A 13292-nucleotide genomic window follows, 5' to 3' on the forward strand; every position below is an offset into this window, starting at 1 on the left:
AGTCGCCTACGACTCCCTCGCACCGATGAGGGCCTCGGAGATGGTGTCAGCCGCCGCCCGCAGGGCGCCGACCGCCCGCGCTCGCAGATCCTCGTCGAACCGGGCGACCGGACCCGAGATGCCGACCGCCATCGGCGTCGGCGCACCGGGTACGGCGACGGCCATGCCGCAGACCCCGACCTCGTACTCCTGCTCGTCGGTGGCCACGCCCTCCGCACGCACCTGCTCGACGGCCGCGAAGACGCCGGACAACGAGGTGACGCTCCACTCGGTGGCGGGCGTGAGCCCGGCCTGGGTGACGTGCTTGAGGATTCGAGCGTCGTCGAGTTCGGCGAGCACCGCCTTGCCGACGGCGGTGTTGTGCATCGTCACCCGACGCCCGACCTCGTTGTTGGTGCGCATGCTGTGCGGCGAGGGGACCTGCGCCGCATAGATGACCATGTCGCCGTCGAGCACGGCGAGGCTCGCGGTCTCACTGAGTTCGGCGACGAGCGAACCCAATACCGGTGCGGCCACCGCGCCGAGTTGCCGGTTGGCAACCTCGCCGAGGCGGATCAGCCGCGGGCCCAGCGCATACGACCGGTTCGGCAGTTGCCGGACGTACCCGATGCCCACGAGCGTGCGCAGCAACCGGTGGATGGTCGGTGGCGGCAGCGGCGACTCCGACGACAGATGGCTCAGGGAGCACTCGCCACCGGCGCGACCGATGAGTTCGAGCAGCTCGAAAGCCCGCTCGACCGACTGGACGCCACCCGAGTTACCCGCCATTGCCACCTCCACAGTTCGGCGCAAGATTACGTTCCATGATGTGAAACCACAATTGGGGTCCACCAACACCTCGGCCTGACGACGTGCGCCGAGTCAGGTAAAGTCCACTCTGCGGAATTATTTTTCCATCATCGACGGAGGACTCCTCATGAGCGTGCAGCCCGGCCGCCTCGGTGCGGCCTTCCTGGCCGAGGTCGAGGCAGCCCTCGCCCCGGCGGACGCCCTGCTGGCCGAGAGGTATCCCGGCGACGACGGAAGCCGGCAACCGATCCACACCGTCTATGTCCCCGCCGACCGGCATTCCGCGGACCTCGCCCGGGAGTGGGGTCGCACGGCACTGGACACCGCAGCCGAGCACGGAGGCCTCGACGCGATCGCCCGGGCGACCGTCGCCCGAACCGATTCGACCGCAACCGAACTCGCAGCCCTCGTCGAGGCGAAGCTGCGCACCGAGCCCGTCGAGGATCTGCGCGTCGACTTCGAGGACGGCTACGGCGTCCGCTCCGACGACGAGGAGGACGCAGCGGTGGCGGCTGCCGTCGCCGCGATCCGCGAAGCCGGCGACACCACGCCGCCGTTCATCGGCATCCGCTTCAAATGCTTCGAGTCCGATGTGCGGGCTCGTGGCCTGCGCACCCTCGACCTGTTCATCTCCGGACTCGCCGACACCGGCGACCTCCCGGCCGGCCTGACGCTGACCCTGCCGAAGGTGACCTCGACCGATCAGGTCACCGCGATGGTCACCGTCGCCCGCGAGCTCGAGCGCATCCACGGGCTGCCGGACGGGCGGATCGGCTTCGAGATCCAGGTGGAGACCCCGCAGTCGGTGATGGGCGTCGACGGATCGGCGCCGGTCGCGAAGATGATCCACGCCGGCGAGGGCCGGGTGACCGCGCTGCACTACGGGACCTACGACTACTCCGCATCCCTCGGCATCGCCGCCGCGTACCAGTCGATGGAACATCCGGCCGCCGATCACGCGAAGGCCGTGATGCAGCTGGCCGCGGCCGGCACCGGCGTGCGCCTGTCCGACGGGTCGACCAACATCCTCCCGGTCGGCGACCACGAGGCCGTCGAAGCCGGTTGGGCCCTGCACTCGCGACTGGTCCGCCGCCACCTCGAACGCGGTTTCTACCAGGGCTGGGATCTCCACCCGGCCCAGCTCGTCACCCGATTCCTCGCGACGTACGCCTTCTACCGCGACGGATTCGATTCCGCCGCAGAGCGACTGCGCAACTACGCACACCAGATCTCCTCGTCGGTGCTCGACGAACCGGCGACCGCCCGCGCTCTCGCCGGGTTCATCCGCCGCGGCGAGGTGTGCGGCGCGCTGACCGTCGACGAGGTCGAGACGGCAACCGGTCTGCCCATCGCGAAGGTGCGCGAACTGGCACTCCACCGGCCGCCCGCCGCCTGAACCCCGCAAGCCCCGAACGACCATCAACCAATCCGCCGAAGAGGACACCACGATGACCGCCTCCCCGTACTACACCCCCGCCGGTGGGCTCCCGCCGCAGACCGACCTGCTCTCCGACCGCGCGATCGTCACCGAGGCCTACACGGTGATCCCGCGCGGCGTTCTCCGCGACATCGTCACCTCGGTCTTCCCCGAGTGGACCGGCACCCGCGCCTGGGTCATCAACAGCCCGGTTCCCGGTGGCGCGCAGACCTTCTCGCAGTCGATCGTCGAGGTCGCGCCGGGCGGCGGATCGGATGCCCCGGAGCCGCAGCCGGAGGTCGAGGGCTTCCTCTTCGTCACCGCGGGCACGCTGACCGTCACCGTCGCCGGTGAGGAGCACACGCTGACCGAGGGCGGCTTCGCGTTCCTGCCCGCAGGCACCGCATGGTCGGCGCAAAACCGCAGCGACGCCACCACGACCTTCCACTGGATCCGCAAGCGCTACCAGCCGATCGCGGGTCACACCCCGGCCCCGAAGTTCGGCAACGAGCGCGACATCGAGCCCACCCCGATGCCCGACACCGACGCGTGGAGCACCACCCGGATGCTCGACCCGCAGGACCTGGCCTACGACATGCACGTCAACGTCGTCACCTTCAAGCCCGGTGGATCGATCCCGTTCGCCGAGACCCACGTGATGGAACACGGCCTCTACGTCCTCGAAGGCAAGGCCGTCTACCGCCTCAACGGCGACTGGGTGGAGGTCCAGGAGGGCGATTACATGTCCCTGCGCGCCTTCTGCCCCCAGGCCTGCTACGCCGGCGGACCGTCGGACTTCCGCTACCTGCTCTACAAGGACGTCAACCGGCAGATCGCCCTCTGACCCTGTTCGCCGAGGTCCATCCCCGAGGTGGCACCGGTTCACCGGTCACCCGCTGTCGTACCGTGAGAGGCGATGCGTATCGCGGTGGTGGAGGACGACGACGGGGTCGGTGACGCCCTCGTCGACGCCCTGATCGAGGTCGGCCACGAGCCACGCCGGATGCGTCGCGGAGCCGACCTCCTGCTCGGTCACCGGGACTTCGACCTCGCCCTTCTGGACCTGGGACTACCCGACGAGGACGGACTGACCGTATTGCGCCGGTTGCGGACGGTCAGCCGGCTGCCGGTCGTGGTTCTCACCGCGCGGGACGACGAGCGATCGGTGGTGCGGGCACTGCGCGGGGGCGCCGACGATTATGTGGTCAAACCGGCACGGCTCGGCGAGCTGATGGCGCGACTGGAGGTGGCCGCCCGCCGGCGGGTCGCCGACGCGCCGGCCGTCGCAGGGCGGCAGATATCGACCGGCGACATCACGGTCGACCTCGATGCGCGACGGGTCACCGTCGCCGGCGCCGACGTGGCACTCACCCCGAAGGAGTTCGAACTCCTCGCGCACCTCGTCGGACGCCGCGGCGAGGCCGTGAGCCGCGAACAATTGATGGATGCGATCTGGGGCGACGCCTATGTCGCGATCTCCCGCAGCCTCGACGTCCACATGACCGCACTCCGGGCGAAGCTCGGCAGACCCGGCGTGATCGAGACGATCCGCGGGTACGGCTACCGCTGGGACTCCTGAGCGATGTGGCGGCGTGTGCTGCTCGTCCTCGTCGCCTATTCGGCGATCGTGGTCCTCGGCTTGGCCGTCCCCCTGGCTTCGACGGTGAGTCGTGAACGGCTGCAACGGTTCACCGAGAGCCGAACCGCATCCGCGACCTACTTCGCCGACCTCGCCGATCGCGAACCGGAGATACGGGGCACCGAGCTACAGCAGGCTGTCGAGCGCTACAACGCCCTCTATGGCGAGGGTGTCGTGGTGGTCGATCGAGCCGGCACGACACGCGCCTCGGCCGGCCTCTCGGCCCGGTCGCCGGAGGTCGCCGAAGCGGTCTCCGAGGCGTTGCGCAACCAGCGCACGCGGATCCCGTCGGGTCTGACGCCGTGGTCGCCCGCATCGGTACTGGTGTCCCGACCGATCGGTACGGGCAGTCAGGTCGACGGCGCGGTCGTGATCGCGGCATCGACGTCGGCGGCGAAGCGGGACGTCACCAGGTACTGGGCGATGATCGCCGGAGGTGCTCTTGCCATGCTGCTCGTGGGGTCGCTGATCGCGGTTGCGCTGTCGCGGTGGACGGTTCGTCCGCTGACCGCGTTGACGACCCGGGTGCGCTCGCTGCGCGCATCCATCGTCGACCACGTTCCGGACGAGGTCGGACCGCGGCCGGACGGACTCCGTGATCCCCGGCGCAGCGGCCCGCCGGAGGTCCGTGAGCTGGCCCGCATCTTCGACGCCATGGCCGACGACGTCGAGCACGCCACCGCAGCCCAGCGTCGTCTGGTCGCCGACACCGCTCACGCACTGCGTAATCCGCTCGCCGCAGTCCGGTTTCGGCTCGACACTCTCGGCCTCGGCCTGACCGGCCGATCGCTCGCATCGCATGAGAAGACGCTGGTGGAGATCGATCGGCTGGACCGCATCGTCGAGGACCTGCTCGTCCTCGCCACCGCCGAATCGCGGCCCTCCGTCTCCGCCACCGGCGTCTGCGACGTCGCCACCGTGCTGACCGAACGTCACGACTTCTGGGCGGGAGCGTTCGCCGAGGCGGGCCTGACGGCGTCGATCACCTCGCCGCCGGAGCGGCCACGGTCGATGATCGCCGCGGTCGACGAGGACGACCTCATCCGGGTGCTGGACGTCCTGATGAGCAACACGGTCAATCACGCCGGACCGGACGCTTCCGTCGAGTTGGGCTGCCGATCCGAAGGGCCGCGTATCCGCATCTGGGTCGCCGACACCGGTCGCGGTGTGCCCGCCTCCGAGCTGCCTCGCGTGACGGAACGGTTCTTCCGCGCGGCGACCGGCACCGCACCGGGCTCCGGACTCGGATTGTCCATCGCCCGGGCCCTGATCGAGGGCGCCGGCGGCGAACTGACGGTGCGCGCCGGACGCCCTACGGGACTCCGGATCGACCTCTGGATCCCGGCGACGGATCTCGCGCCGGACGTCGAGTCCTAAGGGAGTGTTAGGAAACCGAGATCGGCTTTCGTCGAGCCTGTGACTGCCTTCACAGTGTTTAAGGGCACCGACGCCGGACTCGTGTCGGGTGCACGTTCGACGACTGGAGGACTGATGACCGACTCGACCACCGGGCTCGCCGCGGATGCGCGCAGCGCACCACCGACATCCTCGGCCGCGGCCACTCGCCGCGCCGTCTACAACACCCTGCGCGGCTCCTCGGGCAATCTCGTCGAGTGGTACGACGTCTACGTCTACACGGTGTTCGCGACGTACTTCGAGAGCCAGTTCTTCGATTCGGCCGACAAGAACTCCACCGTCTACGTGTACGCCATCTTCGCCGTCACCTTCCTGATGCGGCCGGTGGGTTCCTGGTTCTTCGGCCGGTACGCCGACCGACGGGGCCGGCGCGCGGCGCTGACCTTCAGCGTGTCGTTGATGGCCGCGTGCTCGCTGGTCATCGCACTGACACCGGGCCGCGAATCGATCGGCGTGTGGGCGGCGGTCGTCCTGGTCCTCTGTCGTCTGGTGCAGGGCTTCGCGACCGGCGGCGAGTACGGTGCGTCGGCGACGTACATGTCCGAGGCGGCCACGCGTGAGCGTCGAGGGTTCTTCTCGTCGTTCCAGTACGTCACGCTGATCGGCGGACACGTGCTGGCGCAGCTCACGCTGCTCGTGATGCAGGGTTTCCTCGACAAGGACCAGATCTCCGACTTCGGTTGGCGCATCGCCTTCCTCATCGGCGGTGTGGCCGCGGTCGTCGTCTTCTGGCTGCGCCGCAGCATGGACGAGTCGCTCACCCCGGAGCAGCTGGAGGCCGTGCGCACCGGCGCCGATTCCGAGTCCGGATCGATTCGCGAACTCATCCTGCACCACTGGCGCTCGCTGGTGGTCTGCTTCCTGGTCACCATCGGCGGCACCATCGCCTTCTACACCTACAGCGTGAACGCCCCGGCCATCGTCAAGACCGCCTACGAGGACCACGGCCGCGTCGGCACGTGGATCAACCTGATCGGACTTGTGTTCCTGATGGCACTGCAGCCGATCGGCGGGATGATCAGCGACAAGGTCGGACGCAAGCCGGTGCTCGTCTTCTTCGGTGTCGGCGGCGTCATCTACACCTACGTCCTGATCACCTACCTGCCCCAGACCACCTCGGTTGCCGCGTCGCTGACGCTGCTCGGCATCGGCTACATCATCCTCACCGGCTACACCTCCATCAACGCGATCGTGAAGGCCGAACTGTTCCCGTCGCACGTCCGTGCTCTCGGCGTGGGTCTCGGTTACGCCCTCGCCAACTCGGCGTTCGGCGGCACCGCACCGCTGATCTACCAGGCGGCGAAGAACGGCGGTCACGTCCCGTGGTTCATCGCCTACGTCACCGCCGTGATCGCGGTGTCGCTGCTGGTCTACATCTTCGTGCTGCGCAACAAGGCGGAGACGCCACTCGACCGCGAGCAGGGGCGGGCCTTCGTCGACGCAGAGGTCGGTGCGCGGCGGGCCTAAGGTGACACCATGTCGTTGGCGCGCGGGTCGGTCGATCGTCGGACCGTGCTCCGCGGGTGCTCCGGCATGGGGGCGCTGCTCCTGCTGTCCGCGTGCGGCGACGAGCGCGGCTCACCGGTCCGCCTCGCGGCGGGTGAGACCGGCGGCTTCTTCTGGGAGTTCGCCGGTCTCCTCGCGGCGGCTGCTGACCGGTCGGGTGCACCGCCGATCCGGCCCCTGCGGTCCAACGGCTCCGCCGAGAACCTCGACGCCCTCTCCGCGGGTTCGGCGGAGCTCGCCCTCAGCCTCCGCGACGCTGCCGTGGAACGTGCGGACCCGCAGCTGACCGCGCTCGGGTGCGTGTACGAGAACTATTTCCAGGTGGCGGTCCGCGCCGATTCGGGCATCGCAACGGTCGCCGATCTCCGTGGGCGGGTGGTGAGTGTCGGCGCACCGGGTTCCGGGGCCGCGGAACTCTCGCAGCGGGTTCTCGTCGCAGCCGGACTCGGTCCGGAACGCGACATCCGGCCGGTTCGCCAGACGATGCGGGAGGCCCGCGCCGCGCTCGCCGCCGGAGAGGTCGACGCGGTCATGTGGGCGGGTGGTCTGCCGACCCCGGCATTCGCCGACCCGCAGGTACCGATCGCTCTACTCGACCTCGGCGGAATCGTGCCGGCGCTACGACAGCGGCACGGCCTCGCGTACGAGCCCGTGCGCATCCCGGCCGACATTTACGGTCGGCATCCGGCGGTCACCACCGTCGGGGTCGCGAACCTACTGCTCGCTCGCCGGGACGTGCCGGACGCGACCGCCGCGGCCGTCGTCGACCTACTGCTCGATCAATCGGCCCAGCTCGTACCGGCCCAGGCGATCGGCAGTCAGTTCCTCGACGCCCAGTCGTTGATCGTCACCGGCCCCATCCCCCTGCACCCGGGAGCCGCCGCCGAATACCGCCGCCGACACGGGTGAACTCCACTCGACTGCGAACAGGGTCGGGCATTCGCCGACGCAGAGGTGGACGCCCGCCCGCGACCGTGGCCGATAGACTCATGCGAAACCCGTCCGATTCGGGCGTTTTGGATCGGCTGTACGTCGAGAGTCCGGGAGACACCTATGAAGCAGACGGCTTCCCGTCGCGCCGCGTTCGTTGCCGGATGGTTCGTGATCGCGCTTGCCGCCGCCGGGTGTGGGAATGCTGAGGCCGACCGCGATTCGTCCATCTCCACCCCCGCGGCCGCCGTTGATGCCGGGGCCGACCCCTCCGAGCTGACGGTGACGGGTGAGGACGACGTGTCGGTGACGCTCACCGGCCCGCTCGCGATCAAGTACGCCTCGGCGACTCAGGCACAACGAGAAGCGCTGGGCAGGCCGCTGACCGGCGATCACAACGCCGGCACTCGCGAGAGCGGTGTCGTGTACCAACAATTCCGCGGTGGTGTGATCATCGCGAAGAACAGCGACCCCGGAACGCCCGCATACATCGTCACCTCCGGCAAGATCCGCGACGCATGGAACACCGAACGCGCCCCGGACGGCACCCCAATGCTCCTCGGCACCAACGGTTCGGCCGGACCTCTCGGCGTCCCCACCAGTGACGTGACGGTCGACGGGCCTCTCGAGACGGTGACCTTCGAACACGGCGAGATCTCCGAGAACACGACAACCGGCGAGGTCACGGTGACGGTCGACGGCAACGTCGTGCCATCAGGTCTGAGGTAGCCGCTGCCGGCGGCTCGAGCGCCGCATCCACAGCCCTGTCGTGCGTCCGATGAGAAATCAACGGCCGGGTGGTCAGTCCCGGTGAGCACTCAGACACGAGGAGAGGGACTCGGATGCCCACCGACACGACCCAGGCGCGCCTGATATCTGCGGCTGCCGATCACATGCTGGCTTTGACCGCCACGATCCCCGACACCGAACTGGACCGTCCGACCCCGTGTCGCGACATGGATCTCGCCGCACTGCTCGCCCACGTCGACGGACTCGCGCAGGCGTTCGCGGCCGCGGCTCGCAAAGACTTCGGTCCGTTGACCTCGACGCCGCCGAACCCGGGGCAGAGCCGACTGGCGCCGGAATGGCGAGACGACCTGCACCGTCACGTGTGCGACCTCGCCGACTCCTGGAACGACACCGCAGCGTGGGAGGGCATGACCCAGGCGGGCGGCGTCGAGCTGCCCGCCGAGATCATGGGGATGGTCGCGCTGTCGGAACTGGTCCTGCACGGCTGGGATGTCGCACGCGCCGCGGACATCGCGTTCGACGTCCCCGACGAGATCCTGCAGGTCGTGTTCGACTTCCACTACCCGCCCCAACCGCAGGCCGAGCGCGACGGAATGTTCGGGCCGGTCGTCGAGGTGCCCGACGACGCGCCCCTCGTCGACCGGCTCGCCGGCCTGACCGGACGGGACCCGCGGTGGCCGCACACCACCCGGGAGGACCAGTAGTCGAGTGATTCGATCGGCCGCCGAATCACATTGCGTCTTGTCCCGGCCCCCGGAACAAAACGCAATCGGATCTTCGGGTGCCGGACCGGGAGAACCCCGACCGTCGGCTCAGATCGTGAACGGCCAGCCCGTGACCTTCTTCTCGCGCGGTTTCGCGTAGGTACGGACCTTCGACGTCGAGAGTCCCATCCGGACAAGACCTTCGGCGATCGTGACCGCGGAACGCACACCGTCGACGATCGGTACGCCGGTCGCGGCGCGCACCTGCTCCTCGAGCTCGGCCATGCCGCCACATCCGAGGCAGATCACCTCGGCGTGGTCGTCGTGCACCGCCTTCGTGGACTGTTCGACGATCGCCTTCACGGCCCGTTCCGGGTCCGATTCCAGTTCCAGCACACCGAGTCCCGATGCTCGGACCGACGCGCAGCGCTGGTCGAGGCCGGCGAGCTTGAGCCGGTCCTCGATCAGCGGGACCGTCCGGTCCAGCGTCGTCACGACCGAGAACTTGTGTCCCAGATACATCGCGGTCGACGCCGCGGCCTCGGTGATGTCGACGACCGGGACCTCGAGGAGTTCCTGGAGCCCTTCCCGACCGTGTTCGCCGTACCCGGCCTGGATGACCGCGTCGTACGGTTCGGGATAGGCGAGGATCGCGTCCATCACCGCGATGGCGGCGAGGTAGGACTCGAAGTTGCCCTCGCACGAGTCGGCGCCAAATCGCGGTGTGATCCCGACGATCTCGGTGCCGGGCGAGGCGACCGATCGAGCCGAGTCGGCGATCGCCTCGGTCATCGACTCGGTCGTGTTGACGTTCGCGACGAGGATGCGCATCGTTTCTACCTCCTGGCGATCAGTGGGTGCTGGCGACGGAGATCGGCTCGCCCGACACCTCGGCGAACGGTCCGCGACGATCGGCCACCAGCAGGTAGACGACCGCGCCGAGACCGGCACCGATGAACCAGGAGAACTCCGAGACCACTTCGAAGGCCGGGACGAAGGCCATCACCAGGGCGAAAGCCGCCGTCGGGACCAGCGCGACGATGGCCCGTAGGTTCACGCCGTTGCGGTAATGGTAGGCGGCGCCGGGCGCCTCGGAGAACAACGCGGGCACGTCGATCTTCGAACGGCGAACGAGCCAGTAGTCGGCCATGACGATGCCGAACAGCGGTCCGAGGAGCGCACCCAACCCACCGAGGAAGTAGTTGATCACTGCGGGCGAGTTGTACAGGTTCCACGGCAGGATGACGAGTCCGATGATCGCGGTCACGAGCGCCGCGCGGCGGAAGTTCAGGTAGCGCGGGAACAGGTTGGACAGCGCGTAGATCGGCGCGACGAAGTTGGCCATCAGGTTCACCGCGACCGTCAGGATCAGCAGCGCCAGGCAGGCCAGCACCAACAGGAAGGTGTTGGGCACGGTCTGGACGATGTCCGACGGCGACTCGATGATCCGGCCGTCGATCCGGAACTGCGCACCGGCCAGCACGATCACGATGCCGCCGAAGAACAGCATGTTGAGCGGGATGCCCCAGAAGTTGCCGCGCACGATGGCTTTTCGCGATTCCGCGTTGCGGGTGAAGTCGCAGAAGTTCAGGACGAAGGTGCCGTAGATGGCGACCCACAGGCTCGCGCCGCCGACGATCTGCAGCCACATGTCGACGCCGGTCAGCGAGTCGGGAGTGGTCCACGCGATGGTCCAGTCGGCGTTGCTGAGCATCCAGATGGCCAGCGCCACCATGGTCAACAGGATCACCGGGCCGGCGAAGGCCTCGTAGCGGCGGATCATCTCCATGCCGTAGCTGACGATGATCACCTGGATGACCCATAGGGAGACGAAGGAGATCCAGCCCAGGGTCGAGAGACCGAGGAAGCGGTTGGCGTCCAGGTCCTCCGCGCCGGGGAACAGCGCGACCAGCATGATCCGGAGGACGACCGAAGCGAGGTAGGTCTGGATGCCGAACCAGGCGATCGCCACGCCGCCGCGGATGAGGGCCGGGATCTGGGCGCCGCGGATGCCGAACGAGATGCGGCTCATGACCGGGAACGGGACGCCCGTCTTCTCACCCATGAAGCCGGACAGGTTGAGCAGCAGGAAGAGGAAGACACCGCCGAGCACCAGCGCGGTCAGGATCTGCCAGCCGCCCAATCCGAGGGCGAAGAGGCCGATGGCGAAGGCGTAATTGCCCAGGCTGTGGACGTCGTTGGCCCACAGCGTGAAGATGTTGTAGCTCCCCCAGCGACGGCCGACGCGACTCGTGGGCGCCAGGTCGTCGTTGTACAGCTTGGGACTCAATCCGGCTGGGACGGTTCCGGTCACGCCGTGGGTCTCCTCGCCGGCGGACACCCCGGTCGTGGACGTCCTCGGCGTCGCCTCGTCACGCTGGATCGTGGGCGGTTCAGTGCTCATCTCTGCACTTTCGTCGGACGGTCATCTTTGACCGCGCTCCTACACTCGTGGAACTTCCGTGATGTGGAATCGTGGTTCCGCGTTCGTGAAGGTTAGCGCCCTCGTGCCGGGCGTTGTCAATAGCATCGCCAAGCGCTACTCGCGAGTCACCTTTCCGAAATCACGCCCCGACATTCCACGATGAGGAATCAGCTGGGTTAGTCTCTGGAACGACACCAGGACACGGCGATCAGCAAGGAGTCCCGCCCCATGACCTCAGAAACCGGTGCCCCGGCCCCTCTCCCCGACACCGCTCCGGACTCGACCACTGCGCCGTTCGACCTGGTCGTGCGTGGCGAACAGACCCTGACGACCGCGGGCATCGTGGCGCGCGAGATCGGTATCCGCGACGGCCGCGTCGTCGCCATCGAACCGCTCGGCAGCGGGCTCGTCGGCACCGAGGTCATCGAACTCGCCGACGACCAGGTGATGATCCCCGGTCTGGTGGACACCCACGTCCACGTCAACGAGCCGGGACGCACCGAATGGGAGGGTTTCGACTCGGCCACCCGTGCGGCCGCCGCCGGTGGCGTCACCACCCTCATCGACATGCCGCTCAACTCGATCCCGCCGACCGTCAACGTCGACGCCCTGGCCGAGAAGCGTGCCGCCGCGCAGGGCAAGACACACATCGACGTCGGCTTCTGGGGTGGCGCCATCCCCGGCAACGAAGACGACCTGCGCGGACTCCACGACGCGGGCGTGTTCGGCTTCAAGTGCTTCCTGCTGCATTCGGGTGTCGACGAGTTCCCGCATCTGACGGCCGACGAGATGGAAGCCGACATGGCCAAGCTCGCCGAGTTCGACTCGCTGATGATCGTCCACGCCGAGGACTCCCGCGCCATCGACCACGCCCCGTCGCCCGAGGGTGACGAATACGCACGCTTCCTCGCCTCGCGTCCGCGCGGCGCCGAGAACCTCGCGATCGCCGAGGTCATCGAGCGCGCACGGTGGACCGGCGTCCGCGCGCACGTGCTGCACCTGTCGTCGTCGGATGCGCTGCCGATGCTGGCCAGCGCGAAGAAGGACGGCGTGAAGATCACGGTCGAGACCTGCCCGCATTACCTCACTCTGCTGGCCGAAGAGGTCCCCAACGGCGCGACCGCCTTCAAGTGCTGTCCGCCCATCCGTGAGGCCGGCAACCGTGAGTTGCTGTGGGAGGGACTGCTCGACGGCACGATCGACTGCATCGTCTCCGACCACTCCCCCTCGACCATCGACCTCAAGGACCCCGAGAACGGCGACTTCGGCGTCGCCTGGGGCGGGGTGGCCTCGCTGCAGCTCGGCCTGTCGCTCATCTGGTCGGAGGCGAAGAAGCGCGGCATCGGCCTGCCGCAGGTCATCGAGTGGATGGCGTCGCGGCCCGCCGATCTCGCCGGCCTGCCGTCCAAGGGCCGCATCGCCCTCGGTTGCGACGCCGACTTCGCCGTCTTCGAGCCGGAGTCCGCGCAGATCGTCGACGTCAACCGACTGCACCACAAGAACGCGATCAGCCCCTACGACGGCCGCGCCCTCGCCGGCGTGGTCAAGGGCACCTGGGTTCGCGGGCAGAAGGTGGACTTCGAGACCCCACGCGGCCGGATGCTGCGCCGCGGCGACGTCTGAGGGCTGTCGCGTCTGCTGGGTGACGAGACCCCCACTGCTGGTTGAGTGAGGCTGCTCCCCTGCGGTACGGGGCCCCACTGCTGGTGTTGGCCC

Annotated in this window: 12 protein-coding genes; 9 read left to right on the forward strand and 3 right to left on the reverse strand. The window is 68.4% G+C overall.

Annotated elements, in window-relative coordinates; all coding sequences use genetic code 11:
* Positions 1-6: 6 nt before the first annotated feature.
* On the reverse strand, positions 7-768 hold the full coding sequence (locus tag M1L58_RS16215) for an IclR family transcriptional regulator (protein WP_006868185.1): 762 nt from the start codon (positions 766-768) through the stop codon (positions 7-9).
* A 148-nt stretch (positions 769-916) separates the two neighbouring features.
* Here M1L58_RS16215 and M1L58_RS16220 point away from each other — a divergent pair, with 148 nt between their 5' ends.
* The 8 genes from M1L58_RS16220 to M1L58_RS16255 all read left to right on the forward strand — a co-directional run bounded on the left by M1L58_RS16220 (position 917) and on the right by M1L58_RS16255 (position 9151).
* A complete protein-coding gene (locus tag M1L58_RS16220; RefSeq protein ID WP_248659669.1) occupies positions 917-2185 on the forward strand; it encodes a DUF6986 family protein in 1269 nt (422 codons plus the stop codon).
* 52 nt (positions 2186-2237) lie between these two features.
* On the forward strand, positions 2238-3050 hold the full coding sequence (locus M1L58_RS16225; protein ID WP_248659670.1) for a bifunctional allantoicase/(S)-ureidoglycine aminohydrolase: 813 nt from the start codon (positions 2238-2240) through the stop codon (positions 3048-3050).
* A gap of 72 nt (positions 3051-3122) precedes the next feature.
* A complete protein-coding gene (locus M1L58_RS16230) occupies positions 3123-3785 on the forward strand; it encodes a response regulator transcription factor (protein ID WP_248659671.1) in 663 nt (220 codons plus the stop codon).
* A gap of 3 nt (positions 3786-3788) precedes the next feature.
* Complete coding sequence (locus M1L58_RS16235; protein WP_248659672.1) at positions 3789-5222, forward strand: sensor histidine kinase; 1434 nt, start codon at positions 3789-3791, stop codon at positions 5220-5222.
* A 114-nt stretch (positions 5223-5336) separates the two neighbouring features.
* A complete protein-coding gene (locus M1L58_RS16240) occupies positions 5337-6728 on the forward strand; it encodes an MFS transporter (RefSeq protein ID WP_006868190.1) in 1392 nt (463 codons plus the stop codon).
* Positions 6729-6737: 9 nt separating this feature from the next.
* Entirely contained in the window at positions 6738-7676 is a 939-nt protein-coding gene (locus tag M1L58_RS16245; protein WP_248659673.1) for a TAXI family TRAP transporter solute-binding subunit, read from the forward strand.
* A 144-nt stretch (positions 7677-7820) separates the two neighbouring features.
* Positions 7821-8426 carry an LGFP repeat-containing protein gene (locus tag M1L58_RS16250; RefSeq protein ID WP_248659674.1) on the forward strand — a complete coding sequence of 202 codons (606 nt, stop codon included), beginning with the start codon at positions 7821-7823 and terminating at the stop codon, positions 8424-8426.
* A gap of 113 nt (positions 8427-8539) precedes the next feature.
* Complete coding sequence (locus M1L58_RS16255) at positions 8540-9151, forward strand: TIGR03086 family metal-binding protein (RefSeq protein ID WP_248659675.1); 612 nt, start codon at positions 8540-8542, stop codon at positions 9149-9151.
* 108 nt (positions 9152-9259) lie between these two features.
* On the opposite strand, the gene M1L58_RS16260 is transcribed toward M1L58_RS16255, so the two are convergent.
* Positions 9260-9982: an aspartate/glutamate racemase family protein gene (locus M1L58_RS16260; RefSeq protein ID WP_006868194.1), complete on the reverse strand. Its 723-nt coding sequence runs from the start codon at positions 9980-9982 to the stop codon at positions 9260-9262.
* Positions 9983-10001: 19 nt separating this feature from the next.
* Positions 10002-11555, reverse strand: a complete 1554-nt coding sequence (locus tag M1L58_RS16265; RefSeq protein WP_248659676.1) for an NCS1 family nucleobase:cation symporter-1 — start codon at positions 11553-11555, stop codon at positions 10002-10004.
* A 249-nt stretch (positions 11556-11804) separates the two neighbouring features.
* Between M1L58_RS16265 and allB the strand changes: the two genes are divergently transcribed.
* Positions 11805-13199, forward strand: a complete 1395-nt coding sequence (gene allB / locus M1L58_RS16270) for an allantoinase AllB (protein ID WP_248659677.1) — start codon at positions 11805-11807, stop codon at positions 13197-13199.
* Positions 13200-13292 lie beyond the last annotated feature (93 nt).

The sequence above is a fragment of the Gordonia sp. C13 genome, assembly GCF_023218005.1.
Taxonomy (GTDB): Bacteria; Actinomycetota; Actinomycetes; order Mycobacteriales; family Mycobacteriaceae; genus Gordonia; species Gordonia namibiensis.

Bases quoted from the DNA above. Each gene is read 5' to 3' on its own strand.
- M1L58_RS16220 (WP_248659669.1), top strand. From the start codon at position 917: ATGAGCGTGCAGCCCGGCCGCCTCGGTGCGGCCTTCCTGGCCGAGGTC.
- M1L58_RS16230 (WP_248659671.1), top strand. From the start codon at position 3,123: ATGCGTATCGCGGTGGTGGAGGACGACGACGGGGTCGGTGACGCCCTC.
- M1L58_RS16265 (WP_248659676.1), bottom strand. From the start codon at position 11,555: ATGAGCACTGAACCGCCCACGATCCAGCGTGACGAGGCGACGCCGAGG.
- allB (WP_248659677.1), top strand. From the start codon at position 11,805: ATGACCTCAGAAACCGGTGCCCCGGCCCCTCTCCCCGACACCGCTCCG.
- M1L58_RS16250 (WP_248659674.1), top strand. From the start codon at position 7,821: ATGAAGCAGACGGCTTCCCGTCGCGCCGCGTTCGTTGCCGGATGGTTC.
- M1L58_RS16255 (WP_248659675.1), top strand. From the start codon at position 8,540: ATGCCCACCGACACGACCCAGGCGCGCCTGATATCTGCGGCTGCCGAT.
- M1L58_RS16225 (WP_248659670.1), top strand. From the start codon at position 2,238: ATGACCGCCTCCCCGTACTACACCCCCGCCGGTGGGCTCCCGCCGCAG.
- M1L58_RS16215 (WP_006868185.1), bottom strand. From the start codon at position 768: ATGGCGGGTAACTCGGGTGGCGTCCAGTCGGTCGAGCGGGCTTTCGAG.
- M1L58_RS16240 (WP_006868190.1), top strand. From the start codon at position 5,337: ATGACCGACTCGACCACCGGGCTCGCCGCGGATGCGCGCAGCGCACCA.
- M1L58_RS16245 (WP_248659673.1), top strand. From the start codon at position 6,738: ATGTCGTTGGCGCGCGGGTCGGTCGATCGTCGGACCGTGCTCCGCGGG.
- M1L58_RS16235 (WP_248659672.1), top strand. From the start codon at position 3,789: ATGTGGCGGCGTGTGCTGCTCGTCCTCGTCGCCTATTCGGCGATCGTG.
- M1L58_RS16260 (WP_006868194.1), bottom strand. From the start codon at position 9,982: ATGCGCATCCTCGTCGCGAACGTCAACACGACCGAGTCGATGACCGAG.